Source organism: Sphingobium sp. 22B (assembly GCF_001580035.1).
In the GTDB taxonomy this organism is placed as follows: Bacteria; Pseudomonadota; Alphaproteobacteria; order Sphingomonadales; family Sphingomonadaceae; genus Sphingobium; species Sphingobium fuliginis.
Map to the genome: position 1 here is coordinate 146648 of NZ_LTAB01000001.1, position 24952 is coordinate 171599.

General features: G+C 63.2%; 26 protein-coding genes. 18 read left to right on the forward strand and 8 right to left on the reverse strand.

The window, feature by feature from the left end; translation table 11 throughout:
* Window positions 1-38 precede the first annotated feature (38 nt).
* From A0J57_RS00650 to A0J57_RS00675, 6 genes are all read left to right on the forward strand, one after another.
* A complete protein-coding gene (locus A0J57_RS00650; RefSeq protein ID WP_044662194.1) occupies window positions 39-287 on the forward strand; it encodes a hypothetical protein in 249 nt (82 codons plus the stop codon).
* A 281-nt stretch (window positions 288-568) separates the two neighbouring features.
* Window positions 569-1948 carry an MFS transporter gene (locus tag A0J57_RS00655; RefSeq protein ID WP_235600733.1) on the forward strand — a complete coding sequence of 460 codons (1380 nt, stop codon included), beginning with the start codon at window positions 569-571 and terminating at the stop codon, window positions 1946-1948.
* 84 nt (window positions 1949-2032) lie between these two features.
* A complete protein-coding gene (locus A0J57_RS00660; RefSeq protein ID WP_044662195.1) occupies window positions 2033-2920 on the forward strand; it encodes an AraC family transcriptional regulator in 888 nt (295 codons plus the stop codon).
* Between the two features lie 157 nt (window positions 2921-3077).
* On the forward strand, window positions 3078-4493 hold the full coding sequence (locus A0J57_RS00665; protein WP_044662196.1) for a hypothetical protein: 1416 nt from the start codon (window positions 3078-3080) through the stop codon (window positions 4491-4493).
* An 8-nt stretch (window positions 4494-4501) separates the two neighbouring features.
* Window positions 4502-5959: an acyl-CoA reductase gene (locus A0J57_RS00670; RefSeq protein ID WP_044662197.1), complete on the forward strand. Its 1458-nt coding sequence runs from the start codon at window positions 4502-4504 to the stop codon at window positions 5957-5959.
* Window positions 5960-5973: 14 nt separating this feature from the next.
* Window positions 5974-7686 carry an amidohydrolase family protein gene (locus tag A0J57_RS00675; RefSeq protein WP_044663144.1) on the forward strand — a complete coding sequence of 571 codons (1713 nt, stop codon included), beginning with the start codon at window positions 5974-5976 and terminating at the stop codon, window positions 7684-7686.
* Here A0J57_RS00675 and A0J57_RS00680 read toward each other — a convergent pair whose 3' ends face one another.
* The 3 genes from A0J57_RS00680 to A0J57_RS00690 are packed head-to-tail and all read right to left on the reverse strand — an operon-like array spanning window position 7687 to window position 11568.
* Window positions 7687-8754: an aldo/keto reductase gene (locus A0J57_RS00680; protein ID WP_235600734.1), complete on the reverse strand. Its 1068-nt coding sequence runs from the start codon at window positions 8752-8754 to the stop codon at window positions 7687-7689.
* A gap of 8 nt (window positions 8755-8762) precedes the next feature.
* Complete coding sequence (locus A0J57_RS00685) at window positions 8763-10175, reverse strand: acyl-CoA reductase (protein ID WP_044662199.1); 1413 nt, start codon at window positions 10173-10175, stop codon at window positions 8763-8765.
* 16 nt (window positions 10176-10191) lie between these two features.
* A complete protein-coding gene (locus A0J57_RS00690; protein WP_044662200.1) occupies window positions 10192-11568 on the reverse strand; it encodes a hypothetical protein in 1377 nt (458 codons plus the stop codon).
* Between the two features lie 219 nt (window positions 11569-11787).
* Here A0J57_RS00690 and A0J57_RS00695 point away from each other — a divergent pair, with 219 nt between their 5' ends.
* From A0J57_RS00695 to A0J57_RS00715, 5 genes are read left to right on the forward strand one after another with little or no spacing between them, the layout of a single operon-like run.
* Window positions 11788-12162 (forward strand): limonene-1,2-epoxide hydrolase family protein, encoded by a 375-nt coding sequence (locus A0J57_RS00695; protein ID WP_044662201.1) that lies wholly within the window; start codon window positions 11788-11790, stop codon window positions 12160-12162.
* 12 nt (window positions 12163-12174) lie between these two features.
* Window positions 12175-13197 carry an LLM class flavin-dependent oxidoreductase gene (locus tag A0J57_RS00700; protein WP_044662202.1) on the forward strand — a complete coding sequence of 341 codons (1023 nt, stop codon included), beginning with the start codon at window positions 12175-12177 and terminating at the stop codon, window positions 13195-13197.
* A complete protein-coding gene (locus A0J57_RS00705; RefSeq protein ID WP_044662203.1) occupies window positions 13190-14248 on the forward strand; it encodes a hypothetical protein in 1059 nt (352 codons plus the stop codon). The genes A0J57_RS00700 and A0J57_RS00705 overlap by 8 nt, the downstream gene beginning before the upstream one ends.
* Before the next feature lie 52 nt (window positions 14249-14300).
* Entirely contained in the window at window positions 14301-15107 is an 807-nt protein-coding gene (locus A0J57_RS00710) for an SDR family NAD(P)-dependent oxidoreductase (RefSeq protein ID WP_044662204.1), read from the forward strand.
* Between the two features lie 43 nt (window positions 15108-15150).
* Window positions 15151-15588, forward strand: a complete 438-nt coding sequence (locus tag A0J57_RS00715; protein WP_044662205.1) for a nuclear transport factor 2 family protein — start codon at window positions 15151-15153, stop codon at window positions 15586-15588.
* Window positions 15589-15593: 5 nt separating this feature from the next.
* On the opposite strand, the gene A0J57_RS00720 is transcribed toward A0J57_RS00715, so the two are convergent.
* Genes A0J57_RS00720 through A0J57_RS00730 form a run of 3 tightly spaced genes read right to left on the reverse strand, consistent with a single transcriptional unit; the run spans window position 15594 to window position 17146 of the window.
* Window positions 15594-15851: a cytochrome C oxidase subunit IV family protein gene (locus A0J57_RS00720; protein ID WP_017183047.1), complete on the reverse strand. Its 258-nt coding sequence runs from the start codon at window positions 15849-15851 to the stop codon at window positions 15594-15596.
* Between the two features lie 12 nt (window positions 15852-15863).
* Window positions 15864-16445 carry a cytochrome c oxidase subunit 3 gene (locus A0J57_RS00725; RefSeq protein WP_044662206.1) on the reverse strand — a complete coding sequence of 194 codons (582 nt, stop codon included), beginning with the start codon at window positions 16443-16445 and terminating at the stop codon, window positions 15864-15866.
* Entirely contained in the window at window positions 16445-17146 is a 702-nt protein-coding gene (locus A0J57_RS00730; RefSeq protein WP_044662207.1) for a hypothetical protein, read from the reverse strand. The genes A0J57_RS00725 and A0J57_RS00730 overlap by 1 nt, the downstream gene beginning before the upstream one ends.
* Before the next feature lie 165 nt (window positions 17147-17311).
* On the opposite strand from A0J57_RS00730, the gene A0J57_RS00735 reads away from it, so the two are divergent.
* The 4 genes from A0J57_RS00735 (at window position 17312) to A0J57_RS00750 (ending at window position 20814) form a co-directional block, all read left to right on the forward strand.
* On the forward strand, window positions 17312-17704 hold the full coding sequence (locus A0J57_RS00735) for a nuclear transport factor 2 family protein (protein ID WP_044662208.1): 393 nt from the start codon (window positions 17312-17314) through the stop codon (window positions 17702-17704).
* Window positions 17701-19074 (forward strand): phosphotransferase, encoded by a 1374-nt coding sequence (locus tag A0J57_RS00740; RefSeq protein ID WP_044662209.1) that lies wholly within the window; start codon window positions 17701-17703, stop codon window positions 19072-19074. Before A0J57_RS00735 ends, A0J57_RS00740 begins: the two co-directional genes overlap by 4 nt.
* An 80-nt stretch (window positions 19075-19154) precedes the next feature.
* The gene (locus tag A0J57_RS00745) at window positions 19155-19997 is read left to right on the forward strand and encodes a dehydrogenase/reductase SDR family member 1 (RefSeq protein ID WP_044662210.1); all 843 of its coding nucleotides are present in this window, start codon (window positions 19155-19157) and stop codon (window positions 19995-19997) included.
* Between the two features lie 34 nt (window positions 19998-20031).
* Window positions 20032-20814, forward strand: coding sequence for a hypothetical protein (locus A0J57_RS00750; RefSeq protein ID WP_044662211.1), 783 nt, complete (start codon window positions 20032-20034; stop codon window positions 20812-20814).
* Window positions 20815-20818: 4 nt separating this feature from the next.
* Here the strand turns inward: A0J57_RS00750 and A0J57_RS00755 are convergent, their stop codons facing one another.
* Window positions 20819-21451, reverse strand: a complete 633-nt coding sequence (locus A0J57_RS00755) for a glutathione S-transferase family protein (protein WP_044662212.1) — start codon at window positions 21449-21451, stop codon at window positions 20819-20821.
* A gap of 159 nt (window positions 21452-21610) precedes the next feature.
* On the opposite strand from A0J57_RS00755, the gene A0J57_RS00760 reads away from it, so the two are divergent.
* The 3 genes from A0J57_RS00760 to A0J57_RS00770 are packed head-to-tail and all read left to right on the forward strand — an operon-like array spanning window position 21611 to window position 23706.
* The gene (locus tag A0J57_RS00760) at window positions 21611-22423 is read left to right on the forward strand and encodes an SDR family NAD(P)-dependent oxidoreductase (RefSeq protein ID WP_235600735.1); all 813 of its coding nucleotides are present in this window, start codon (window positions 21611-21613) and stop codon (window positions 22421-22423) included.
* A 16-nt stretch (window positions 22424-22439) separates the two neighbouring features.
* Window positions 22440-22820, forward strand: coding sequence for a VOC family protein (locus A0J57_RS00765; RefSeq protein ID WP_044662214.1), 381 nt, complete (start codon window positions 22440-22442; stop codon window positions 22818-22820).
* A gap of 58 nt (window positions 22821-22878) precedes the next feature.
* Complete coding sequence (locus tag A0J57_RS00770) at window positions 22879-23706, forward strand: SDR family NAD(P)-dependent oxidoreductase (RefSeq protein WP_044662215.1); 828 nt, start codon at window positions 22879-22881, stop codon at window positions 23704-23706.
* A 15-nt stretch (window positions 23707-23721) separates the two neighbouring features.
* Here the strand turns inward: A0J57_RS00770 and A0J57_RS00775 are convergent, their stop codons facing one another.
* Window positions 23722-24816 (reverse strand): phosphotransferase, encoded by a 1095-nt coding sequence (locus tag A0J57_RS00775; protein WP_044662216.1) that lies wholly within the window; start codon window positions 24814-24816, stop codon window positions 23722-23724.
* Between the last annotated feature and the right edge of the window lie 136 nt (window positions 24817-24952).

Here is a 24952-nt window from a genome sequence, read left to right on the forward strand (position 1 = left end):
GGGCAGTTATGCCGTATTTCAAGGTCCAGGGTCGAAAAATGGATATCAGTCAATCGGTAGAGAGCGGCGACAAGGCTATGATCATATTGCAGAGCCTGGTCTGCTATTTGCGTGAAAAGAACATTCTTTCACGATGCGATATCGAGGAATTGTGCGAGCGCGTCGAGGCGCGCGAAAAGGAATTTCCCTGCGATCAACAGCAGGCTGCGGCAGCAGCGAAGGATATGCGCGACCTGGGCGAATATTGCGGGAAGCGATATGGCGGGAAACGGCGTCGCTGCCTGTAAGACACTGCTCGACAGGGTCATGATGGGGTGCTGCGTTACGCGATTTTACCAAACGGCGGCCCGCAGACTGAAATAGCGGGCTGGGGGCTGCGATCATCGTCAATCGCCCGCTTTGCCTGTGTTTGTTGTGCAATATTCGGGGAATAGACGGGGGAGGCATAGGGGAAGGAATATGTCTCCTGCGCGACATCTGTCGTCCCGGCGATAGTTGTGGCGGGGGCATGGGATGCGCTGTTGGCATAGCCTTCGTCACAGTCGATAAAAATGAAATAGGATGAGTGATGCACAATCCGTCAATAGTGGATGCAGGTCCGCAACCGATACCGGACGACGCATCGCTTTCCGCCGACGGGCGATCGTTGCTATCGTGGACAATTGTCGCGCTGTTTCTGCTCAATTGCCTCAATTATATAGATCGACTGCTCTTCTCGGTCGCCCAGGAAATGATCAAGGTCGATCTCCATCTCAGCGATTTTCAGCTCGGCCTGATTGGTGGACCCGCATTCGCCATACTCTACACGGTCTTCAGTTTCCCGATCGCGCGCGCGGCGGACCGCGGTCGCCGGGTGGGGATCATCGCCATTTCGCTGACATTGTGGAGCGCCATGACGGCCTTTTGCGGAATTGCAGCCAATTTCGTCCAGATGCTCGTCGGGCGAGCCGCCGTCAGCATTGGCGAGGCGGGATGCACGCCGGCCTCGCATTCGCTCATCTCCGACGCATTCCCCGCGCAACGTCGAACGACCGCCATCGCCATCTTCGCGGTCGCCGGCCCCTTCGGCGCCATCGTCGCAGCGGTGGGCGGGGGCGCTTTGATCGCCGCTTATGGTTGGCGCACGGCTTTCCTCATTTGCGGAATGGCCGGCATCGTCATGGCTCTGCTGTTCCGCGCCACCGTGCCGGAACCGCCGCGCAGCCAGCCCCGATCGCATCATGCCGCGTCTTTCATCGCCACCGTCCGCCAGTTGCTGGCCCGGCGCAGCTTTGCTCTGGTGGCCGTCGCGGGGGGCGTGGCCGGGATCGGCAGCTATGCCAATCAACAATATATGGTATCTTTTCTCATGCGCGGGCACGGCCTGTCCCTGGCCAATGCGTCAGCGCTGATGGGGCTTGTGATCGGTGGCGTCGGCATCGTCTTCACGCTGTTGGGCGGCCCGATGATGGACCTGGGTGCGCGTCGCTACCCGCGAATCAAGGCATGGCTGCCCTCCTTCGGCTTGCTCTGGTGCGGCGCGCTATATGCCGCCGCTTTTCAAATTCCGACGGTTGGTCTTGCGGTGGCGTTGATGGTGCTCGGATCCATGGGGCAGCATTTCTACATGCCCGCCATGTATGCGCACGGACAGGATGTGGCGCCGCCGCATATGCGCGCCATGGCCTCCGCCGTGATTATCGCTACCAGTTCCATATTGGGCTATGGATTGGGCCCGCCGCTGATCGGTCTTGCTAGCGATATATTGGGGGAAAGTGCGCGGGTGTCGGCAGGCCTCAGCCTGGCCGAATGCGCCAAGCAGGCCGTCGCGGCCTGCGAGGCGGCAAGCGCACAGGGGCTGCGCCTGTCGCTCAGCCTGGGATCCTGCTTCTTCATCCTGGCCGCCGGCCTGTTTGCATTGGCAAGCCGATGGGTGGTCGCCGATGTGCATGATCATGATCGGCACTGACTTGCCATTCGCGATCTACAGGGAAATAATGGTCCTGCGCTTTAGGATCGAGCCAAGATTCGATCGATGGCGAGGAGGTTGAGGATGCGACATGAAGCCGACCTTGGTCTGCCGCTCTGTGCCCCGCACACTGCGTCGCATTTCCATGTCGAACGGCGGTTCCATACGAACGGCATTTTCGCTGATATCCGTCACTTCGGCTGGACCCAGAGCAGCCGATCGGTTTTTCAACCTGATTCCTACTATCTGGATTTTTCCATCGGCCCGCGCTGCCCCACTGCTCGTTTCTTCAACAACGAACGCCAACTGGCAGATCCGCCAGGCGATGTCGTCTTCCTGCCCAAGGGTGGTGCATTTGCGACCCTGAGCGAACCGGGCGAACACAGCCTGCTGTGTCTGACATTTGAAAACGACCGGGCGATGCAACTGTTCGAGGATGACAGCGTCGCCGATCTGGCTGCATGTCAGGATGTTCAGATCGGTCGGGTGCGTCAGGGGCTTGCCCGTTTGGTGGAGGAATTGCGCAATCCAGGCTTTGGACAGGATATATTGCTCGAAAGCATGGCGTTGATGCTCGTCGTCGAACTGTGCCGGCATTTTCGCCAAGCCCAATATGATGACCGCAGCGCACATGGACAGATGCCCGGCTGGCGCTTGCGTCGCATCAAGGATAAAATAGAGGCCGATCTGGCCGAAATGCTTTCGGTGGCCGATCTGGCCGCCGAAATCCGCACCAGCCCGCGTCACTTGATCCGGACTTTCCGGGCCACCACTGGCATCACTTTGACCGACTATATCGCCAGCCGCCGGATCGCGCGTGCGCAAGACCTGCTTATCCGTGACGAGGCGATGATCAAGGTGATCGCCGGCAAATGCGGCTTCCAAAGCGCTGCCGCTTTCTCGGCGGCGTTCCGGAAGGCGACCGGCATGACCCCCCGCGAATTTCGCGAAGAGCGTGGCGCATTGCGCTGAACCAGTTCTGCGTTGGATCGCCGATCCGATATGATGTGAAGCATCGCGCTTCATGTCCGCCTGACGATGTTTGGGCGTTCCGGCTGTAGGCATCGGCATTGCGGCGAACGCCTCGCCCCCGCCACAATCCGTCCCATCAAGAAGGACGGATTTTCTTATGAGCAGCTATCTCGATCGACTGATCGCCGATCCCACCAGTTTTCACGATGCGCCCTATGCGCAAGCCTTCACGCTCAGTCGCGAGGAGATCGACCGGCTGCATCTGGACGGCGCTCGCAAGCGCTTTGCCGAATTGCGGCCCGGCCTGTCAGTGCTGGACAAGCTAGCGCGTGAGCAGGGCATCGACGCGATCGAAACGATCGACGATCTGGCGCCGCTTCTGTTTCCGCACACCGTCTACAAATCCTATCCGATCAGCTATCTGGAACGGAGCCGTTTCGACAAGCTGACCAAATGGCTCGCGGGCCTGACGACCAGCGACATTTCCCACGTCGATGCCAGCGGTATCGAGACGATCGACGACTGGATCGACCTGCTCGACGCGCAAACCGACTTGACCGTACAGCATACGTCCGGCACCACCGGCAAGCTGAGCTTCGTCCCTCGCACCAAGAAACAGTGGCGTGAAACCATCGTCCATTCGGGGGTCATCATCCGCGACTGGTGGCCGGACCGGGGTCCGGACATCGTGAAGGACGGGATGCCGATCATCATTCCGGGCTATCGCTACGGCGCTGCCGCGATGCAGCGCGGCAACGGCATCCAGGTCGATCTCTATGCCAAGGGTGAGGAAAATACCCTGTTCCTCTATCCCGACGCCCGGTTCAGTGCAGACATCGCCTCGCTGGGCGGCCGCCTGCGCGCGGCGGAGGCGCGGGGCGAGGCCGGCATGATCGACATTCCGCCGGTCCTGCTGGAACGGCGGGAGGCGCTGCTGGAACTGGAGCGCCGCCGGCCCGACGACCTCAAGCATTTCTTCAGCGAGGCGCAGCGGCGCTTCGGTGGACGCGACGTCTATGTGACGGCGATGTGGGCCATCCTCTACGACTGGGCGGAGGAGGGGCTGAAACGCGGTCTCAAGAACGTCTTCGGCAAGGGCAGCGTGTTGCTGACCGGCGGCGGCAAGAAGGGCAAGGAACTGCCCGACGACTGGCGCGAGCGCGTGATCGAATTTCTGGGTTTCGATACCATCTATGAAATGTACGCCACATCCGAACAGATGGGTCTGTCGATGATGTGCGAGCATGGCCATTATCACATCCCGCCGATCCAGATCCCGTTCCTGCTCGACCCAGCGACCGGCAAGCCCTTGCCGCGCAAGGACGGCCTGACCGGCCGCTTCGCCTCGTTCGACCTGATGCCAAACACCTATTGGGCCGGGCTGGTGACGGGGGATGAGATCACGCTGGCGGGCTGGGAAAAGCCCTGCGCCTGCGGCCGCACCGGGCCACACGTCATTCCGCCGGTACGCCGCTACAGCGAGAAGGAAGGCGGCGATGACCGCATCGTCTGCGCTGGTGCTCCCGAAGCGCACGACCGCGCTCTCGAATTTCTTGCCGAACTGTCGATGTGAGTAGAGCCATGACTGATCCATTCCGCGTGCCCCTGATCATCCGGGGCCAGATTATCGACGATGCCGACATCGACTATGGCGGCCGCCGGGGCGGTGTCAGCTTTTCGGCGCCCGACATCGCCAAGCATGTCGCGCGATTGCCGTTGCGCACGCCTTCAGCCATGGCCGATCTCTATGCACTGAGCTTCGAGGAGATACTCGATTTCCTCGTTGCTTTGGGACAGCGGCTCGATTTCGGTCAGAACCGGCATTTGCAGGAGGCGTTTCGCCTGTCCTGCCTGACCTCCGGTCTGTCGGAGAGCATATTGCGTGTCCATTTCCAACATATCGGCGCGGCTTTCGATCGGACCGAAATGCGGCGGATGATGGAACGCTCCTGCGGCGTCGACTATCTGGAAGGCTGGGTGGATCAGGGGGCTGGCAGATTTCCGGGTCTGACCGCCCGCACGCGCGCCTTCGGTGCGCGGACCGTGCACGTCATTGCCGGCAATGCGCCGATCGTGTCAATCCTGACGGTGATCCGCAATGCGCTGACCCGGTCCGACGCGATCATCAAGCTGCCGTCCAACGATCCGCTGACGGCCGCCGCGCTGGTGCGCACCATGGTCGAGATGGACCCCGACCATCCGCTGTCGAAACATGTCTCCGTCGCCTATTGGAAAGGCGGCGACGATCAGGTGGAGTCGGCAATCTACGATCCGCGCGGCGTCGAGAAGATCGTTGCCTGGGGCGGGTTCGATTCGGTCAAGCATATCACGCGCTATCTGCAACCGGGCATCGACCTCATCACCCAGGACCCCAAGCTGTCGGGGACGATCATCGGTCGCGAAGCCTTCGCCGACGAGGAGACGCTGGAGCAGGTGGCGCGCCGTCTGGCGCTCGATATCGGCGCGCAAAATCAGGAAGGCTGCGTGTCCGCACGCGTCATCTATGTCGAATGCGGCACGGACGAAGCCGGGCTGGAGCGTGCCAATCGGCTGGGGCAGATGACCTTCGACGCTCTCCAGCGCCTGCCCGATCATCTGAGCACGCCGCACAAGGCGTTTGACGGTGCGCTCAAGGCCGAGATCGACGGCATCCGCCTCAACGACGAGGATTATCGCATCTTCGGCGGCCGCACCAACGAAGGCGCGGTGATCGTGAGCCAGGAAGAATATCCGGTCGATTTTTCGCGCACGCTCGCCTGCCGGGTGGGCAATATCGTGCCCATCGACAGCCGGGAAACGGCCGTCAGCGCGGTCAACGCCTATACCCAGACGATCGGCATCTTTCCCGAAAGTCTCAAGGACGAGCTGCGCGACCGCCTCGCCTTTCAGGGCGCGCAGCGGATCGTATCGCTGGGCGGGGCTGCGACGATGCAGCATAATATGGAAAGGCAGGACGCGATCGAGCCGGTCCGCCGCATGGTGAAGTGGGTCACGGAAGAACAGGCATCGGGCGAGATGCTGGCTGCGCTGGCAGGCTGAGGAGAGCCATGGACATGATAGAAGCTGATCTGGTGATCCGGGGCGGTACGATCGTCGACGGGCAGGGCGGCGATCCGTTCGAGGCGGACATCGCCATCGTTGATGGAGGTATCGCGAAGATCGGCGCTGACGTCGGGCAGGGGCGAGAGGAGATCGACGCCCGCGACCTCCTCGTCACGCCCGGCTTCGTCGATGTTCATACCCATTATGACGGACAGGTCACATGGTCGGACAGTCTGGTGCCGTCCACCGACCATGGTGTCACCACCGTCGTTATCGGCAATTGCGGTGTCGGCTTCGCGCCGTGCCGGCCGGAGGATCGCGAGGCGCTGGTCAATGTCATGGAGGGGGTGGAGGACATTCCCGAAGCAGTGATGGCCAAGGGCCTGCCCTGGAACTGGGAGAGCTTCCCAGACTATCTGAAATCACTGGAAGCGCGCGCATGGGACGCCGATGTCGGCGCCTATATTCCCCATTCGCCCCTGCGGGTCTATGCGATGGGCCAGCGCGGACTGGACCGTGAGCCGGCGACCGCAGCGGATGTCGCGCGGATGGCGCAACTGGTGGCGGAGGGAATGGCGGCCGGCGCGCTTGGTTTCGCCACATCCCGTTCGCTGGTACACCGGCGCGGTGACGGCGCGTTCATCCCGTCCTTTCAAGCGGACAGCGACGAACTGGTGGCGATCGCCCGATCGGTGGGTGATGCGGGGCGCGGCGTGCTGCAGATGATCCCCAATCTCGATACCGCCGACTGGGCCAGCGATCTCGACCTCATGAAGCGCATGACCAGCGCGTCGGGGCGCCCGCTGACCTATTCGCTCGCCCAATGGTCGACCGATCCGCAGGGTTGGCGGCGCACCATGGATGCGCTCGCCGAACATAATCGCAGCGGTGCGGCGCCAGTGCTGGCGCAGGTGTTCCCCCGGCCGATGGGCGCAATGTGCGGCCTGTCGACATCGGCCAACGCGTTCAGCCATTGTGCGAGCTATCGCGCGATCGCGGACCGGCCGTTGGCGGAAAAGGTCGCCATCATGCGCGATCCCGCCTTTCGCGAGCGACTGATCGCGGAGGAGCCGGACGAGACGCCGACGCCGCTGCATCGCTTGTTGCGGACCTGGGACAATATCTATCGGCTCGGAGCCGAGCCCGATTATGAACCGTCACCAGACCAGAGCATCGCCGCGCTGGCCGGACAGCGGGGCGTCAGCCCGGTCGAACTAGTCTATGATCTGATGCTGGAGCAGGATGGGCAGGCGCTGATCCTGATGCCCTTTTCCAACTATGCGGAAAAGTCGCTAAACCCTGCCCTGGCCATGATGCGCGATCCCTACAGCATCGTGGGACTGGGCGACGGTGGCGCGCATTATGGCATCATCTGCGATGCCAGCTATCCGACGACGATGCTGGCCTACTGGACCCGCGATCGGGCTGGCGAGCAACTAACGATCCCGGCGGCGGTCAAGGCTCTGAGCGCGGACAATGCTGATTTTCTGGGGCTGCGGGACCGGGGGCGGCTGAAACCGGGGCTGAAGGCCGACATCAACCTGATCGATCATGGTGCGCTGCGCCTGCATGCCCCCCATGTCGTGCATGACCTGCCCGGCGGCGGGCGTCGCCTGGCGCAGCTCGCCACCGGCTATCGCGCCACGATGGTCAGCGGCGTGATAACCCGGAGGGACGGCGCCGACACCGGCGCGCGTCCCGGAAGGCTGATCCGCGCCGCCTGATCAGGCGCGCGGCCGGATATTCGTGCCGCCCGTCAGTCCATGGCGAATGAAGGGTGAGGCAAGGAAATCATGCGGAAAGCCGAGCGGCGTGCGGCTCACCGCATCCAGCCGTTCCAGTTGCGCTGGCTCCAGCGTGACGCCAAGCGCGGCGACATTATCTGTATATTGCCGCATCGTCCGTGCGCCCAGCAGCGGCGATATGACCGCCGGATTGGCCAGGGTCCAGGCGATCGCCACTTGCGCCGAAGTGACGCCCATCTCGTCGGCGACGGCCTTCACCGCATCCGCGATGGCCACCACGCGCGCATCGACGCGGCCCCCTGCTTCGAGCAGGAAGCCACGGCCGCCCGTTTCGCCCGCATGCGCGCTGCCGCCCGTCGCATATTTGCCCGACAACATGCCGCTCGCCAGCGGCGACCAGGGCATGACGCCGATACCCAGCGCCTTGGCGGCGGGGATAAGGTCACGCTCGGCCGTGCGCTCCACCAGATTATATTCGGATTGCAAAGCCACCAACTGGCTCCAGCCACGCAATTCTGCCATGGTCTGCAACCGGGCCATTTGCCAGGCAGGGGTGTCCGACAGGCCAAGATAGAGGATTTTGCCCTGCCTCACCAAGTCGTCGAACGCGCGCAAAATCTCGTCCGCAGGCGTCATATCGTCCCAGACATGGAGGAAGAACAGGTCGATCCGGTCCGTCTTCAGTCGCTTGAGGCTCGTTTCCACCGTCTGCACCATGTTGCGGCGGCTGTTGCCAGCGGCATTGGGATCGCCGACTGAGCGGGTCAGCGAATATTTGGTGGAAAGAACCAGCCGTTCGCGCTTCGCCTCCGCGAACTTGCCCGTCAATATCTCCGACGCGCCATCGGCATAATAGCCAGCCGTGTCGATGAAGTTGCCGCCCTGATCGACATAGCTGTCGAAGATCCGGCGGGATTCCTGCTCGCCCGCGCCCCATTCCTCGCCAAAGGTCATGGTTCCCAGCGCCAGCGGAGAAACGCGTAGGCCCGAGCGGCCGAGCAGGCGATAGCTGTCGAGCGACAGCGCCTGAATAGTCGTCTGTGTCATGATCTGGTTCAATCTTTCGCTGCTTCGGTGACGACCCAGTGCATCATCTTGTGCACTGGCCATCCCCCATCGTGCGGCAGGCCGCCGAATTTTCCGGTGTTGATGTTGCCGAGACCGACGATGCGCTGGGCGCCCGCCGAAGAAAGCCCATCGCGCACCTCGGCAATGCGGGAGGGGGGATAGACGCCGACCGACTGGGTCGCGACGGTGACATACTGGATCGCGTCCGCAAGCCGATCGACGGTGACGACATTGACGAGCTTGCCGCCCGGATTGAACGACACCGGTTCGCTGGAGCGGATGACCATGCCCCGGCCGTCGGGACGTCCGAACAGGCGGTAGATGGGTTCCAGATTGCCCAGCATGTCCAGTTCCTCAATCAGCATGGCGGGTGGCAGCGGGCCGTCGGGCCCCGCGCCGTAGCGGATGTCCCGGCCCATCGCCTCCACCAGCGCTTCGCAATAGCGGTCGACCTGATCGTCCGATCCCTCGATGAACTGGAAGCGTGCGCAGCTGCACGCATCCTGGTTGAAGGCGATGATGTCGGCCGCGCTTCTCTCGCCGATGGTCTCGAGGGGGACGCCCTCAAAGGCTTCGCGACCGATCAGCGAGATGGACACCTTTGGATCGAAGGACATGATCTCGAAGCCCGGCGCGGCATATTGCATGGCATGGCGCACCGCCGCCTCGCCGCCCCAGACGGCGAGCTTGTCGAAATATTGCGAGCGCAGGATGTGATTTTCGATGCTGGCATCGCCGCCGCGCCAGTAAGCGGCGGAAAAGGACCGCGTCACCGGATGGTTGGGGCCGACATCCGCCATCGTCCGCAGCAGGGCGGTCGCCGTAAACATGTCGTTGGACGGCATTTTCAGCAGGTGGACGCCCTTGCTGATCGCCCCTCGGACGATCGTGACCGGCGGCACGATCGGGGCGTTGCCGGCGAGAACATGCACCATGCGCGGCGGGAAGGCGCGGATGTCGAAGGCCGTGCCCTGAATGTCGCGTCGCGCCCATCCATCCAGCAGGTCAAGCGATCCCAGCGACTGTTCGGCCTCCGCCTCGACCGCGTCGCGGGTGAAGAACCAGGCGATGTCGCGGTAGCAATTCTCAAGGATGCGCGCCCCCAGGCTGTTACAGCGCAGATTATAGGCCGCGGCCTCCTGAAGATGGATATTCCGGTCAAAATCGAGCGCCTTGCCGACCTCGACGAGGAAATCCACGATCTCCGCAAGCGGCGTGTCGAAGGCAGGACCGGGCTGGCTGCGTGGCCAGATCAGCGAGTCCAGATCGATCGACGGGGTCATGACCGTCGAGCCGCTGGCCCGCGAACGATGCTCCACGGCGGCGTCGAGTTGAACCACGCCCTTTATCACATGGGGAACGAGCAGCCGATCATTATCAGCGATAATTTCATGCAGCATGTCTGCCTCCTGTCGTTCAGGCCGCGACCGGCTGGGGCGCGGTGATCGATCCGCGCACGTAGGAATCGATCGATCCGGCGCAGCTGAGCTTGTCCTCGCCCTCCTCCAGATCGGCGTAGCGTGCGATGGCATGGACGACCGGCGTCTTCACGCCTTCCAGGCCGGAGCCGAATTCCACCTGCACCTTGTCGCCGGAGATGATGCCGCCCCACCGGCCGTCCGCCAATATGTCGAAGAATGCCATGCGGCCTTCCACCCGGCCCGTATCCTTGGTCGTGCCCAGCAGCGTTTCGCCAGGCTTGTCGAGGATGAGGGGGATGATCCATGGCGGCACCGCATAGGATTCGGTCGGCTGGATCTTGGCGCAGAAGCCGCTCATTTCGACCATGGCATAGGAACTGGTGATGCGGTCCGGCGTGACGCCGAAAAAGCCCATAATCTGTTCCTTATAGTCGGCTGGGACCGCTGCCCCCTTGGTGCCTCCGCCAAAGCTCATCAGCGTGTCGGGATGGAAATCGCCATCCTTGATCCCGCGCGCGCGCAGGGCCTGCACGATCTGCCAGGCGACGCCATACATGACGCCGATATAAAGCGGGCGATCCCGGCGGCTGACAAGCAGGTCCATCCATGCGTCGAACTCGCCCGCCCGCGCCTGCTGGCGGGCCTCGACCTCCGCCTCGTAGGCGGCGATCTCACCGGGACCGACCTTGCCGGCCGCCAGCAGGCGGCGCAGCTGCGCGGGACGCATGGCGTCGAAGGCGCGCATCGGATAGTCGCTCAGGCGATGAAATTCGCCGGGCGCTGCCCAGCGCGGGAAATGGACGTTGCAGAAGTCGATCATCTTGTGGGTGCCGCGCGGCGGCATCATGGTGAAGACCGAGCGGCCATGATCGGGGACATAGGCCGGTGTCGACAGGTCGGCCGCTGCCAGACAAGCGGCGAGTGACAGGTCGCGGTCCTGCGTCGACTGGTTGAGGAAAGAGGATTTGCCCAACGTCCCGCTCGACGCGAAGACATGGTGGCCCGCCGCCCTGGCGCGATCCAGCCATTCGTCGATGTCGCGCACATCCGCAACGTCGATATTGTCGGTGGCATGGCTGCTCAGCGTACCGAGCCATATGTTCATATGCTTCCACTGGCCATTGTCGACGAACGCTTCAGGATAGCTCTTATAATTGGTGTGGGCGAACAGGAGCGGGACGAGATCGGCCAGGCTGTCGATGCTGTCGATACCGGCTTCCTTCGCCCGCTTGTCGAGCACCCTGATCTGCTGGCGGCGCTCCGCAAAGCGCTCCCGCGCCGCTTCCAGTTGCAGTTCGGCCAGATTGTCCGGGGCATTCCGGAACGGATCCGGTGATCGGGCAAGGGTGATCAGTTCGTCGACGGCGCTCATCAATGAAAACTCCTCTCAGCTTTGCCGCGGAGTATAGGCAACGCCCGATATTTGGCCGCTCGATTCGCTGTTATGGGGAGGACATACTATTCTCAGCATGACCTTTCCGCCCGATGGCGTGCCGATCCCTCCATCAAAATCCAATGGCTATCTTTCGGCAGGGTAGAAGGCGGCCGCCCCGCGCCATGATGCCGGCGCAACACAGGAGCAGGGGGTGACATGCCCGGTCCACTGGACGAAGCATTGGCGTTTTTTCGGGAAAGCAGCGGCTCGCGCGACGACATGCTGTCCGCCATGGAGCGCCGGTTTACGGCGGATACCCGTTGGGAAAATGTCGGCGTGGCGACGACTGTCGGGATCGATCAGGCGCGGCAGTTCGTCGAGGGCTTTCTGGGCCGGATTCCTTTCGAACGCTGCGCGGTCGTCGTCCATCATGCGGCGGCCGCCGGCAATGTGGTCCTGACCGAGCGCAGCGATATTTTCTACGGACCGGACGGGCAGGAAATGCTTTCGCTGCGGCTGATGGGCGCGCTGGAAATGGACGGCCCCCATATCGTCGCCTGGCGCGACTATTTCGACACAAGCGGCTTTTAGAGGGGGATGGGGATGACCGATCGCAAGGCTGTCTGGGCGCAGATCGTCCCGATGCCGGGCGCCGATCTGTCGGCGCTGGCGCAGAGCTACGAAGCGGCGGGCGTGGAAGGGGTGTGGGCGCCCCAGATTTTCGGCGCGCCCTTTACGACGCTGGCCGCCGTCGCGCCGGCCACGCAGCGCATCAAGCTGGGGACCGGCATCGCGCTGGCGTTCGTGCGCAGTCCGCTGGAAACCGCTTGCAGCGCCATCGACCTGGACCTCATTAGCAACGGCCGGGTGGTGCTGGGGCTGGGATCCAGCGCGCAGAGCCAGATCGAGGGATCGTTCGGCAGCGCCTATGGCAAGCCGCTCGCCCATATGCGCGAGATCGTGGGCATGATCCGCGCCATCGTCGCACGCGGGCATACGGGCGAACTCACCGAACTGGCGGGCGACTATCATCGTCTCGACCTTTCACACTTCCGCCTGCTGCACAAGCCGGTGCGCAGCGACATTCCCATCGTCCTGCCGGCGGTGTTTCAGAAGGCCTGCGCGCAGGCGGCGGAAATTGCCGACGGGCTGCTCGGGCACCCGCTGTGGAACGATGCCTGGATCGAGCGGGAAGTGGCAGCCCAGATCAAGGCCGGGCTGGATCGGGCCGGGCGGGCGCGCAAGGGCTTCTCGCTCAATATTTCGATATTCACGGCGATTTCCGACGACAGGCGCGAGGCGATTGAGGATTGCCGAGGGACCGTGGCCTATTACAGCCAGTCACCCCAATATCTGCGCTATTTCGAGGAAATCGGTTTCGGCCGCGAGGCATCGGCGATCCAGGCCGCCTTCGCGCAGGGCGACATGGCGGGTATGGCGGCGGCCTGCTCCGACGAAATGGTGGAAAGCATCGCCGTGGTTGGAACGGTTGATGAGGTGCGCAGCCGGGTCGCGCGGCGCGCCGCCCTGGCCGACGCGATTACGCCGGTGATCCCCCATTATGGCCTGTCGCCCGAAAAAAGCGCGATCTACACGCAGCGCATCGCGGAGGCATTTTATGGCTGATCCCGCCGCTGTCGCGGCCATGGCGGGGGACGGGCTCTACAACCGCCATTCGGGTCTGCAACAGGCCAATCTGCAATCCGCGCTTGCCCTGCTGGAGGCGGCGGCGCGGGCCATTGCGGACGGTTCTGTCGGTCCCGTCACCATTGTCGATTATGGCGCGTCGCAAGGACGCAATTCGATGGCGCCGATGGCGACAGCTATCGATCTGGTTCGCGCGCACGACGCGCGGAGGCCTGTGCAGGTCGTGCATACGGATCTGCCATCGAACGATTTCACCTCGCTGTTCGGCCTGTTGGACCGGGATCCGGCCAGCTATCTGAACGGCCGACAGGGCGTCTTTCCATCCGCGATCGGCCGATCCTATTTCGATGCGATATTGCCGCCCGGCAGCGTCGATCTGGGCTGGTCCTCCAACGCGCTGCACTGGATGAGCCGCAATCCGGTCGACGTCGCGGATCATGGCTGGGCGATTTTCAGTCGGTCCGCGCAGGCGCGTGCTGCCGTCGAGGCGGTGCTGGCGGAGGATTGGCTGGCCTTCCTGAAGGCGCGCGCTGTCGAATTGCGGCCGGGAGGACGCCTGATCTGTCAGTTCATGGGCAGGGGGCCCGACAGCCACGGCTTCGAATGGATGGCCGGAAATTTCTGGCAATCGATCGTCGACATGGAGGGTGAAGGACTGCTCAGCGCCGATGAGACGCTAAGGATGACGGCGCCCTCCGCGGGGCGTTCGCCCGATCAGATACAAGCGCCTTTCGATGCCGGCTTGGTGCCCGAACTGGAACTGGAGCATCTCGCCGCGATCCCGTCCCCTGATCCCTATTGGGATGCTTATCAGCGATCCGGCGATGCGGCCGAACTGGGGCGGCTGTGGGCAGCCATGATGGGTGCGGCCAACGGCCCCAACTTCCTGGCGCGGGTCGATGCGTCCCGTGATCGGGACGCACTGATGGCCAGTCTGGTGCAGCGGGTCGCGGCCCGTGTCGAGGCCGATCCCCAGCGCAGCCGTGCCTACCTACTGATCCTGTCCATCAGGAAGTATGATCTGCGCTGATACCAACGTGCAGCCGCCGCCGGTTATGAATTAAAAAGCGAGAGGAAGCAGAATGACCCGCCTTGCCAACAAGATTTGCATCATCACCGGCAGCGGGAGCGGCATCGGACGCGCCAGCGCGCTGATGTTCGCGCGGGAAGGCGCGACGGTGATCGTAGCGGATATTCGCGCCGAAGCTGCCGAGATGACCGCGCAGGCCGTCGTCGACGCCGGCGGGTCGGCGCGCGCGATGACCGTCGATGTTGGCGAGCAGGCCGATCTGGAACATATGATCGGCCAGACCGTCGCGGATTTCGGCCGCATCGACGTGCTGTTCAACAATGCGCTATACGTCAATCAGGACCACGCCATGCGCGACATGGATTTCCTGGCCTTCGATCCCGACATCTTCCTCGCCAATCTGAGAGTGAATGTATTGGGCGCCGTTCTGGCGAGCAAGCTCGCCATTCCGCACATGCTGGAGCGCGGCGCAGGGTCGATCATCTCCACCTCATCGGGCAGTTCCATGGGCGGGGATATCACAGCCTATAGCTATGGATCGTCCAAAGCTGCGCTCAACTGGTTCGTGCAGGCGATCGCCGCCACCTATGGCAAACGGGGCATCCGCAGCAATGCGATCCTACCCGGTCCGACGCAGACGCCGGCCAAGCTGCAATGGTCCACGCCCGAGATGGACCGGCTGTTTCTGGAGGTGCTCAACACGCCCTTCATCGGCGAACCCGAGGATATTGCCGCCATGGCGCTGTTCCTCGCGTCCGACGAATCCCGCTATGTCAACGGCATGTTGTATCCGGTCGATGGCGGTCAGAGCTGCACCGTGCCGTTCATCAGCGTCACGCGGGCCTTGTCCCCCGGATGAACGGCAAAATCAGGCAGGATGAAATCAGAAAAAGGAGAGGATGATGAGCGTGGAACTGGAACGGAAGGTGCGGGAATTTTGCGATGCCTGGGGCGACGGCCGCGATGCCAGCAGGCCCGATGTCGAAAAGATCCTGTCGATGATGGCGGAGGACGCCGAATGGCAGCTCTGGGTTCCCGGCGGTCCTGTCGTGAAGGGCAAGACGGCATTGCGCGCTGAGATCGAGCGGCAAATGGCCTTCGCCACGAACAACAAGTGCAATGAAGTGAACATCCTCTCCAACGACCGGATGGTGATGCAGGAGCGGTCGGATACCGCCATCATCATGGGACGGCCCTGTCCGCACCAAATGGTCGCCATCTATGAGTTTGACGACGCCGGGCTGATTTCGCGTTGGCGCGAATATCTCGATATGGCTGACCTCACGCGCAAGATGGGCATTGACGAGGCCGCGGCAGGCGGGACGGAAGTGCCGGTCTGATCGCGTCAGGTGCGGAACAGGGCGATAAGGACCAGGCAGGTCAGGATCGCCCAGCTCTGGAATCCCCAGAGCAGCCAGCGCGGCGCGTGCCGCAACTCCATGAACTCGCGGCCGACGAGCAGAACTTTCGTGAAGGCGATGACGAGGATCACGGAGCGAAGCAGAAAGGCATTGCCCAATGCCATCGTTTCGAATGACAGAAAGGTTGCGGCGATCAGCATCGCCCAGACCCATGTGATGCGGCTACGCCAGATCATGGCCATGAAACAGCTTTCCTAGAGCAGGTAGAGGAGGGCGAAGAGGATGATCCAGAGCAGGTCCACCAGATGCCAGAAGGCGCCGCTCCCCTCGATCAGGGCGACGCCCCCCTGCATCTGGCCGGCCCGGTCGAAGCGCGACAAGGTGAAGCACAGCACGCCCAGCCCGATCAGCACATGCACCAGATGGATGCCGGTAAACATATAATAATAGATCGAAAAACTGTTGCTGTTGAGCGTGAAGCCCTGCGCGATCTTGGCCGAATATTCGAACGCCTTGACGATGACGAAGCCGCTGCCGAGAAGGATCGCCCCCAGCAGCAACCGGCGCGCCCTGTCGTCGCCCCGGCGGACCGCCGCGACGGCCTGCGCGACGAACAGGCTGCTGGTCAGCAGCAGCAGCGTGTTGAGCAGGCCAAGGCGCCGGTCGAGCAGCGCCTGCGCGCTTTCGAACAGCGGCAGTTCCTGCTGCCGGGCGAGCGCATAGGTGACGAAGAAGACGGCAAAGACGATGAGGTCGCCGCCGATGAACACCCATACGCCTTCCTCGCCCGGCACATGGCCGCGCGGAGACGAGGCAACCGCTTGCGACGCCGCCATTATTCGCCACCCAGCGCGTCGCGCTTGATCGCGCCGAGCATGGCGACAATCATCAGGTTGAACCAGATGCCGAATACGACGGCGGGCAGCCAGAAAGCCAGGGCGCCGTTCCAGGCGAAAGGTCCGGTCTTGAACAGGCCGATCGCCAGTCCGGGCAGCAGCAGCACGCCGGTCCAGAGGTTCATATAGCCCAGCCAGCGCGGCAGGATGGGTTGCGCGCGGCGATCGCCCAGAATGACGAAGCCGGTCAGCAGATTCTGTACGAAGGCAGGTACGGCCGGCATGACGAACAGCAGAAAGGCGATATCGCTCAGCGTGCTGACGACGGCGTCCGGCCGGTCGAGCCGATAGGCGGCCGCCGTGAAGATCAACCCGGCGAAGAATAGGGTGACGAAGCCGAAGGCCACGACCATCACGAAAGCCCAGGTCAAGGGCGCAATCGGCCCTTCGATCTTCTTCATGAAGGTGGCGATCGCGGCGAGGAAGGGGAAAAACAGCACGGAAGAAGAGGCGATCAGGATGGCGCCCGCCAATATGCCGGTCTGGTGGCTGCGATAATAGGCTGCGACCTCTGCTGCGGGCATGGACGGGTCGAGCGGCGGGAACATGTGCGCGACCGGCCATATGCCAACGAACATCATCGTCCCGGCTATTGCGCCCATATAGGTGCATAGCTTCATCATCATGCTCTTGGTCGTCATGCGCTCTCCCCCTCCACTTTCTTGTACGAGCGAAGATTGTGGAGCGATCGCGCGAGGGCCACCCGCCCATGGATAGGGTTCCTGACGGCGGTTGCGCCTGCACAAGGGCAATAGTCCGCCACGACCGTCGGCGAATTCGGCGGCATAGAAGCATCGGAGAGGGTGATGAGCGATATCGAGGCGAACAAGGCAGTGGCCCGCCGCTATATGCGGGCCGTGGAAGAGGGCGATGTCGAGACGATCGAAGCGCTTCAGCATCCCGATTGCCAGTGGTGGATATTGGGTCATGGCGACATGAGCCGGGCCGACTTCATCGCCAGCGTGAAGGGCGGACTGCTGAGCGCGCAGAAGCGCACGGCCGAGGTGATCGCGATCACCGCCGAAGGGGATCGGGTGGCTGTGGAAGTCCGGGGCGAGATGGTCTTTCCGGACCGGGTCTATCGCAACGACTATCATAATCTGCTGATCATCCGGGACGGGCAGATCGTATCCGGCAAGGAATATATGGACACCCGCGCCGTGGCCGAAGCCTTTTCGGCGGGGGAGGGCGCGCAGTGACGAATGCCGCGCCGCTCAACAATTATGACGATGCCGGGGTCGGCCGAATCACCGCCTTTGTCGAGCAACTGACCGGCGGCAAGGTCGTCGGGCTTGAACGCCTCGTCCGCTGGCGCCCGTCCTGGTTCGTCGATATAGAAAGGGAAGGGACGGTCCGCCGCCTGCACCTGCGCGGCGACCGGGGCGGCGACGTATCGATCTTCCCCGACCTCAAGCGCGAGGCGGACGTTATCGCCGTGCTGCACGGCCAGGGGCTGCCGGTGCCGGAGATTTACGGCTATCTCTCCGATCCGCCCTGCATCGTGATGGAGGCGATCGAAGGGACGCGCGATTTCTCGGCGCTCAATGCCGCGACGAAAAGCGCCATCGGCCGCGTCTATATGGAGGCAGTCGCCGCGATGCATCGGTTGCCGGTCGAACCCTTCATGGCCGTCGGCGTGCACCGGCCCGAGGGCGCCGAGGCGATCGCGCTGGTCGGCCTCGACGCCTATATGCCGCATTATCGGCGGACGAAGAGCCGGCCCGAGCCGTTGCTGGAATTCGTCATCGGCTGGCTGCGCCGCAATGTACCGCGGCACCGCGATCGCGCCAGCTTCATCCAGTTCGATTCGGGCCAATATCTGGTCGATCAGGGGGCGATGACCAAGCTCTATGATTTCGAATTTTCGATGATCGGCGATCCACTGGTCGACATCGCCACCATGGGGATGCGCAACAGCTATGAGCCGCTGGGTGCGCCGCTACCGGAGCTGGTGCGCTATTATGAGGAAGCGACGGGCGAACCGGTCGATCATGACGCGGTGGTTTTCCATGTCCTGCAATTCTCACTGCTCGGCACGATGCAGTTCACAGGGACGGTCGGCAAGCCATGCCCCGGCGATCCGCATTCGGTCTATCTCATGTTCGATCTCGCGCTGCGCCGCTCCATCTTGCTGGCGCTGTCGCACCTGACCGGCGATGCGCTGCCCGAACTGTCGCCGCTGGAACAGCGCACGGGCGACAATGCGCCGCTTCTGGCCAAACTGGTCGATACGCTCGGGGCGTTGCCGGTGACGGGAGAGGCGGCGGAAACGCACAAGGCGCAGGTCGCCGAACTGATAGAATGGGTACGGCGCGCCGATGATCATGGGGCGGACATGGTGGCGCGCAACCTCGCCGATGTGTCCGCCCTGCTCGGCCGCCGCTTCGACCGCTGGGCCGACGCCGCCGAGGCGCTGGAAGCGTATATCCTCGAAGCGGGACCGGAGGAGGACGCCGCGCTCATCGCTCTGCTCGCGACCATCGAGGGTCGGCGGCTGCAACTGTTCGGACCGACCGCGCTGGGCGAGGCCGCCCGCCATGTCGTCCTACCGGCGACGCGCTTCGACTGAAGGGCATTCGCCCCTCTGCCGTTGGACAGGTCAGGCCCTGTCCCTCGTGGCGATGTCAATATTAAGGATAGGAGCAGGATATGAGCGAAAAGATAGTACTGGTGACAGGCGCGACGCGCGGGCTGGGGCGCGGCATGGCGCGGGGCCTGGCTTCACGCGGTCATGTGGTGGCGATCACGGGACGCGATCAGGCGCAGCTTGCCGCGGTCGTGGAAGAAATCGAACAGTCGGGCGGCAAGGGCATCCCGCTGTTATGCGATCACCGGGATGATGATGCGGTCGAAAGAGCGTTCGCGCAACTGGCCGAGCGGACGGATGGCAGGCTGGACCTGCTCGTCAACAATGCCGCCGCCGTTTACGGGCTCGACCTAGTCGCGCCGGGCGGCTTCTGGGAAAAGCCGCTCAGGTTGGCGGACATGATCACCATCGGCCTGCGCTCCAGCTATGTCGCGGCCTATCATGCGGCGCCGTTGATGGTGACGGCGGGCAGGGGTCTGATCGCCAGCATTTCCTTCTATGGCGCGGTATCCTATTTCCACGGGCCGGCTTATGGCGCGGCCAAGGCGGGGACGGACAAGATGACCGCCGACATGGCTGTCGATCTTGCGCCGCACGGTGTATCCGTCGTGTCTCTCTGGCCGGGCTTCATCCTGACCGACGCCGTGAAGGCCATGCCGTCCGACATGATCCCCGAAGACCTGCGCGCCGCCATGCCCCACTGGGAAACGCCGGAATTTTCAGGCCTTGTCCTCGATCGCTTGGCGCAGGACCCGGACCTTGCCGCCCTTTCGGGCCAGGCGCTGATCGGCGCGGAACTGGGGGAGCGGTACGGCATCAGGGATACGGACGGGAAGCAGCCCCTGTCCTATCGGGCGACGATGGGGGCGCCGACGCCTTTCGCGCCGCCCGTCCGGCAGGGCTGAGAGAACAGAAATCAGGAGAGGGAAGGCAAAAGCGATGATCGATGCCGTGCTGATCGTGCTGACCAAAGCCGTTCCGGGCCGGGAGGCCGATATGGAGGATTGGTACAGCAACATCCATATTCGCGATGCGCTGCGTTTCCGGGGATCGGTCACCGCGCAGCGTTTCCGGCTTGCCGGGGAGCAACCCTGTCCGCCCGAAGGCTTCGACTGGCAATATCTCGCCCTCTACGACGTATTCGATCCGGTGCGCTTCAGTCGCGAGCATCTGGACAATGCGCTGACGTCGCGGATGCAGGTATCGGACGCCATCGATGACAGCCTGCTCTATGACTTTCATTATTATCCGCTGCTCTTTCAGGACAATGATCCGGACGTCGGGCATTCCGGCGGCGTCATCCTGGAGGAACTGAACCCGCCTGCGGACGGCGGCGACCATTTCAGACGATTCTATGCGGAAAGCTATTTTCGTGAAGCGGCCGTTCGACCCGGCGTCAAATCGGCTGCTTTCCTGACCTTTCGCACCTTTGGCCAGATGATCCCGATGACGCCCGACCATCGCTATGTCGCGATCTACAGGATCAACGATCCGGCGGCGGCCCTGGAAGCGTGGCGAGGCGCCGACACCCTGCTGGCGACCAGCGGCCTGCTCCAGCCTGATGGGATACGCATCACTCAATGGGATCGCGCGACACCCCGCCTCACCAAGGACGATGTTCAGCATCCGACCGCCGTCGGCCTGGCGGAGGAGGAGCGCGCCCGCGCGCATATGGGAGATCGGGTACGCACGGGCGGCGCGGAAAAGCTGGCTATGCGCTGATCCGTCAGGCGATCGGGGGATGGTCGACAATGTCGCGCATCCGGCAATAGGCCGGACGCGCCGTCATCCGCCCGACATAGGCGGCGATGTTCTTATGTCCTTCCACGTCGACGGACATGAACAATCGCGTGGTGGTGAAGGGAAAGGTCATCATGATGTCGGCCGCCGTGAACCGGTCGCCCGCCATATAGGGGGCATGCGTCAGCCGGTCGTCGACAAGTTTCAGCAGGCGCGCTGAATGAGCCCGACCTGCGACGCGGGAGGGATGATCCTGCGCGATGCCTGCCCGTTCGGCCATGATCTCCGTCACCAGCGCGGGCATCAGGGAGGATTCGGCGAAATGGAACCAGAAAAGATAGTCAGCATAGTCCGGGTCGCCGGGATTGGCGCGGAGCGCACCGTTCCCCTGCGTCGTGGCGAGATAGTCCATGACCGCCCCGCTTTCGGCGATGCGTTGTCCGTCGGCCTCGATCACTGGCGAAGAACCCAGCGGATGCAAAGCCTTGTAGGCCGGCTCCGCCGCGAGCGTTTCCAGCCGCGCAAAGAAGCGAATGTCGTAGGGACACTCCACTTCCTCCATCAGCCAGACCGCCCGTTCAGAGCGGGACCGGTCGAGTTGAAAGATGGTGACGCTCATGAAGGGCTCTCCGCTTGAGGAGCGTCATAGATGCGCGGCTTATCAATTCCGCCAAACCTATCTTTGTCTAGGTATCGCCGGGCGCCTGCCGTGGCAGCGTCCCGCTGCGGCGGAAGCCCGATGGTGCGGCGCCCATGACGGACAGGAGAGAAGATGCCCATGACGGATTTATCGGGACGGGTCGCTATCGTCACCGGATCGGGGGCCAATATCGGGGAGGCCTGCGCACGGGCCCTGGCAAAGGCCGGTGCGACGGTAATCCTGGCGGATATTGCGGCTGAACGGGCAGAAGCCGTCGCCCGGTCTATTCAGGCGTCGGGCGGGCGGGCGCAGGGGATGGCGCTCGACCTCGCGCAGGAGGACAGCATCACGGCGCTGGTCGCAGATGTGATGCGGCAGCATCAGCGCATCGACATCCTCCACAACAATGCGGCCGACACGCGGCTGGAGCAGATGGCCGCCGATGGCTCGCTTCTCGATCTCGACGCCGCGACCTGGGATCGCGCCTTTCATGTCAATGCGCGGGGCACGATGCTGATGATCAAGGCGGTCGCGCCGCACATGATTGCGGGCGGCGGCGGCTCAATCATCAACACCTCGACCGGGGTGGCGCTGACTGGCGACATCAACAATCCGTCCTATTCCGCGTCCAAGGCGGCCGTGAACGCGCTGACCCGCAATGCGGCGGTGCAGTTCGGCCGGTTCAACATCCGGGTCAACGCGGTCGCGCCGGGCCTCGTGCTCTCCCCGCTGGCCCGGGAGATGATGACCCCTGATCAGATCGCCATGATCCAGCGGCATGTCCTGCTCCCGCGCGAGAGCGTGCCGGAGGATATTGCCGGTGCGGTGCTGTTTCTGGCGTCGGATGGCGCGGCCTTCATAACCGGGCAGGTGATCGGCGTGGATGGCGGGATCGTTCATCACACGCCCTATGTCGCCGATATGCTGGAAGGCATGAGCCGGGCACAGTGAGCGGATAGAGGGCGCGATGGGCATCTTCACGCATGTCTGCCTTGGCAGCAACGACCTGGAAAGATCCGCCCGTTTCTACGATGCGGTGCTTGCGCCGCTGGGGATCGTCAATCTCGGTCCGTTTCTGGATCAGGGCGTCGGCTATGGACGACGGGTGCCCGAATTGCTGATCCTGCGCCCGCTTCAGGGCCCGGCGACATGCGGCAATGGTGCGACCTTGGGATTGAAGGCGCCGGATCGCCGCGCGGTCGATGATTTTCATCGCGCTGGTCTGGCTGCGGGCGGCGAGGATGCCGGGCCGCCGGGGCCCCGCGGCGCCGTGCCCCACGCCTATGGCGCCTATCTGCTGGACCCCGACGGCAACAAGATCTGCGCCTATTGTTTCGATCCGCCCTAGGCGGTTAGGTATCGCTGGTTGGCGCTCAGCGTTTGTCACGTGGATAGAAGGAAGCGAAATGGTGGGATCATTGGATGGTCGCGTAGCGATCGTGACGGGCGCGGCGCAGGGCATCGGCCTGGAGGTGGCGACCGTGCTGGCCGAGAGGGGGGCGACCGTGATCCTTTCCGACATATTGGCGGATCGGGTGGAGGCGGCGGCGGATTCGCTGCGCGGCAAGAATCTCCGTGCCGAAGCGGAGACGTTCGACCTGACCGACGAGGACAGCGTTTCCGCTGCGGTTGCGCGGATCGCCGGCCGGCACGGGCGGATCGACATCCTCCACAATAATGCCGCCTATCAGACGACCGAGCAGCGCGGGCTCGATCGCGATGTCGTCCATCTCGACACCGGCGCTTGGGACAAGGCCTTTGCCGTCAATGCGCGAGGGCCGATGCTGCTGTGCAAACATGCGCTGCCGGTTATGATCGTCGGGGGCGGCGGGTCGCTCATCCATTCCGCGTCCGGTTTCGGCCTGCTGGGGGAAATGACGCTGACGGCCTATGGCGCGTCCAAGGCGGCGCTCATCAACCTCAGCCGCTTCCTCGCGACCCAATATGGCAAGCAGGGCATCCGCTCCAATGTGATCGCCATCGGCTTCGTCCTCAGCGAGACGGCCGTCGAAACGACGCCGCAAGCGGTCAAGGATGTGCTGCTCGACCATCATCTCAACCCGGAGTTGGGCAGCCCGCGCGACATCGCCCATGTCGTCGCCTTCCTGGCGTCGGACGAGTCTCGCTTCATCAACGGCGCGATGATCCCGGTGGACGGCGGCTTTACCGCCCACCAGCCCACGATGGTCGATTTCCAGCGGCTGTTCGCCGCATCGGGGAGCAATCAGTTGTAGTCCGTCAGCGCGCCGTCAAAACAGCGCGTCGACAAGTTTTGCGGTTTCGAGATCCTCATAGGCGGTGGTCAGCCGCAGATGGTTCATGACGTTGATCTCCCAGCCATAATTGACGACAGGGGTCGTCAGCCAGCCGATATAGACGCCCCATATCAGGGTTCGCCGATATTCGGCCCAGGCATCGTCGAAGGCAGGAGGGCGTGCGACGCCTTCCTGCCCCAGGCGATCCAGATAATAGCCCAGAAGATCGCGCTCATGCGCCCGCCGGTCCGCAATGGAAAGGCCGGTGGTCACGATATAGTTGATGTCGTGCATCGCGTAGCCGCGCACCATGAGCTGCCAGTCGAGCAGGCCTGCCGTTCCGTCGGGCAGGCGGTAGCTGTTGCCGAGATGCGTGTCGCCATGCAAGAGCGTCTGGGGCAGGGTTGACTGATGTCGCTGAACCGCTTGCACCCCCGCAAGCAGTTTGTCCGGCGTGGTGCGGAGCCGCTGCACCATTTCCCGTTTGAAATTTTCGGTCTCGACCTCATGCGCAATATAGGCGGGCGCGAGTTCGTTCATCATCGTTGCAACCGCGCCTTCGACATGGGTTTCGACCCAGGCAAGATCCGCGCCGAAGCGGGGCGATTCCCAGAAGCGCGCGTGCAGCCGGGCCAGCTGATCCAGCAAGGCCCGCACATCGTCCGGGCCGGTCCGCATGGTCGTATTGGGGAAGGTCGCGCCGCGCACGGCCAGATCTTCGAGCAACAGCCCGAAATGCGTGGTGGAGGCATTGAAGTCGCCACCGAAACAGCGCGGCGCTTCGATCGCGAGTTCCGGCCGAATGCCCCGGTAGAAGGCCACTTCATTGGCGTAGAAGGGGGCCATGATCTCATCGACCGCCCGGGTCAGCTTGAGCACCAGGCGGTTGGGCAGGTCAGGGGCCGTGTCATCGCTATAATCGACCTCGATCGCCACGCGCCCCGCCGTCGACACCATCTGCTCGCCATAGGTTTTGGCGTCGATGATGCGCATGTCGGTGACGGTTGCGCCCGTGCCCGCCGTGGCCAGTAGCTGGTTGATATAATCGACGGTGATTCCGTCCGTGGATGTGGGATGTTTCAAGGCCATAAGCATACTCATCGGAACAGAGGGCTATCAGCTTGCCTGGACTATGACAGTGATGACCCTATCCAATTGCAGGTTCCTTGAACCGTGATGTGGCCAGTCTGATTGAAACGGAGCCTGCGGGCTTTTACAGGAGAGA

Coding starts and splice junctions, on each gene's coding strand:
- A0J57_RS00760 (WP_235600735.1), top strand. CDS start 21,611: ATGACGGATTTATCGGGACGGGTCGCTATCGTCACCGGATCGGGGGCC.
- A0J57_RS00650 (WP_044662194.1), top strand. CDS start 39: ATGGATATCAGTCAATCGGTAGAGAGCGGCGACAAGGCTATGATCATA.
- A0J57_RS00725 (WP_044662206.1), bottom strand. CDS start 16,445: ATGGCGGCGTCGCAAGCGGTTGCCTCGTCTCCGCGCGGCCATGTGCCG.
- A0J57_RS00675 (WP_044663144.1), top strand. CDS start 5,974: ATGATAGAAGCTGATCTGGTGATCCGGGGCGGTACGATCGTCGACGGG.
- A0J57_RS00735 (WP_044662208.1), top strand. CDS start 17,312: ATGAGCGATATCGAGGCGAACAAGGCAGTGGCCCGCCGCTATATGCGG.
- A0J57_RS00755 (WP_044662212.1), bottom strand. CDS start 21,451: ATGAGCGTCACCATCTTTCAACTCGACCGGTCCCGCTCTGAACGGGCG.
- A0J57_RS00705 (WP_044662203.1), top strand. CDS start 13,190: ATGGCTGATCCCGCCGCTGTCGCGGCCATGGCGGGGGACGGGCTCTAC.
- A0J57_RS00660 (WP_044662195.1), top strand. CDS start 2,033: ATGCGACATGAAGCCGACCTTGGTCTGCCGCTCTGTGCCCCGCACACT.
- A0J57_RS00710 (WP_044662204.1), top strand. CDS start 14,301: ATGACCCGCCTTGCCAACAAGATTTGCATCATCACCGGCAGCGGGAGC.
- A0J57_RS00770 (WP_044662215.1), top strand. CDS start 22,879: ATGGTGGGATCATTGGATGGTCGCGTAGCGATCGTGACGGGCGCGGCG.
- A0J57_RS00690 (WP_044662200.1), bottom strand. CDS start 11,568: ATGAGCGCCGTCGACGAACTGATCACCCTTGCCCGATCACCGGATCCG.
- A0J57_RS00680 (WP_235600734.1), bottom strand. CDS start 8,754: ATGACACAGACGACTATTCAGGCGCTGTCGCTCGACAGCTATCGCCTG.
- A0J57_RS00745 (WP_044662210.1), top strand. CDS start 19,155: ATGAGCGAAAAGATAGTACTGGTGACAGGCGCGACGCGCGGGCTGGGG.
- A0J57_RS00750 (WP_044662211.1), top strand. CDS start 20,032: ATGATCGATGCCGTGCTGATCGTGCTGACCAAAGCCGTTCCGGGCCGG.
- A0J57_RS00655 (WP_235600733.1), top strand. CDS start 569: ATGCACAATCCGTCAATAGTGGATGCAGGTCCGCAACCGATACCGGAC.
- A0J57_RS00720 (WP_017183047.1), bottom strand. CDS start 15,851: ATGGCCATGATCTGGCGTAGCCGCATCACATGGGTCTGGGCGATGCTG.
- A0J57_RS00775 (WP_044662216.1), bottom strand. CDS start 24,816: ATGGCCTTGAAACATCCCACATCCACGGACGGAATCACCGTCGATTAT.
- A0J57_RS00665 (WP_044662196.1), top strand. CDS start 3,078: ATGAGCAGCTATCTCGATCGACTGATCGCCGATCCCACCAGTTTTCAC.
- A0J57_RS00685 (WP_044662199.1), bottom strand. CDS start 10,175: ATGCTGCATGAAATTATCGCTGATAATGATCGGCTGCTCGTTCCCCAT.
- A0J57_RS00765 (WP_044662214.1), top strand. CDS start 22,440: ATGGGCATCTTCACGCATGTCTGCCTTGGCAGCAACGACCTGGAAAGA.
- A0J57_RS00715 (WP_044662205.1), top strand. CDS start 15,151: ATGAGCGTGGAACTGGAACGGAAGGTGCGGGAATTTTGCGATGCCTGG.
- A0J57_RS00730 (WP_044662207.1), bottom strand. CDS start 17,146: ATGACGACCAAGAGCATGATGATGAAGCTATGCACCTATATGGGCGCA.
- A0J57_RS00695 (WP_044662201.1), top strand. CDS start 11,788: ATGCCCGGTCCACTGGACGAAGCATTGGCGTTTTTTCGGGAAAGCAGC.
- A0J57_RS00700 (WP_044662202.1), top strand. CDS start 12,175: ATGACCGATCGCAAGGCTGTCTGGGCGCAGATCGTCCCGATGCCGGGC.
- A0J57_RS00670 (WP_044662197.1), top strand. CDS start 4,502: ATGACTGATCCATTCCGCGTGCCCCTGATCATCCGGGGCCAGATTATC.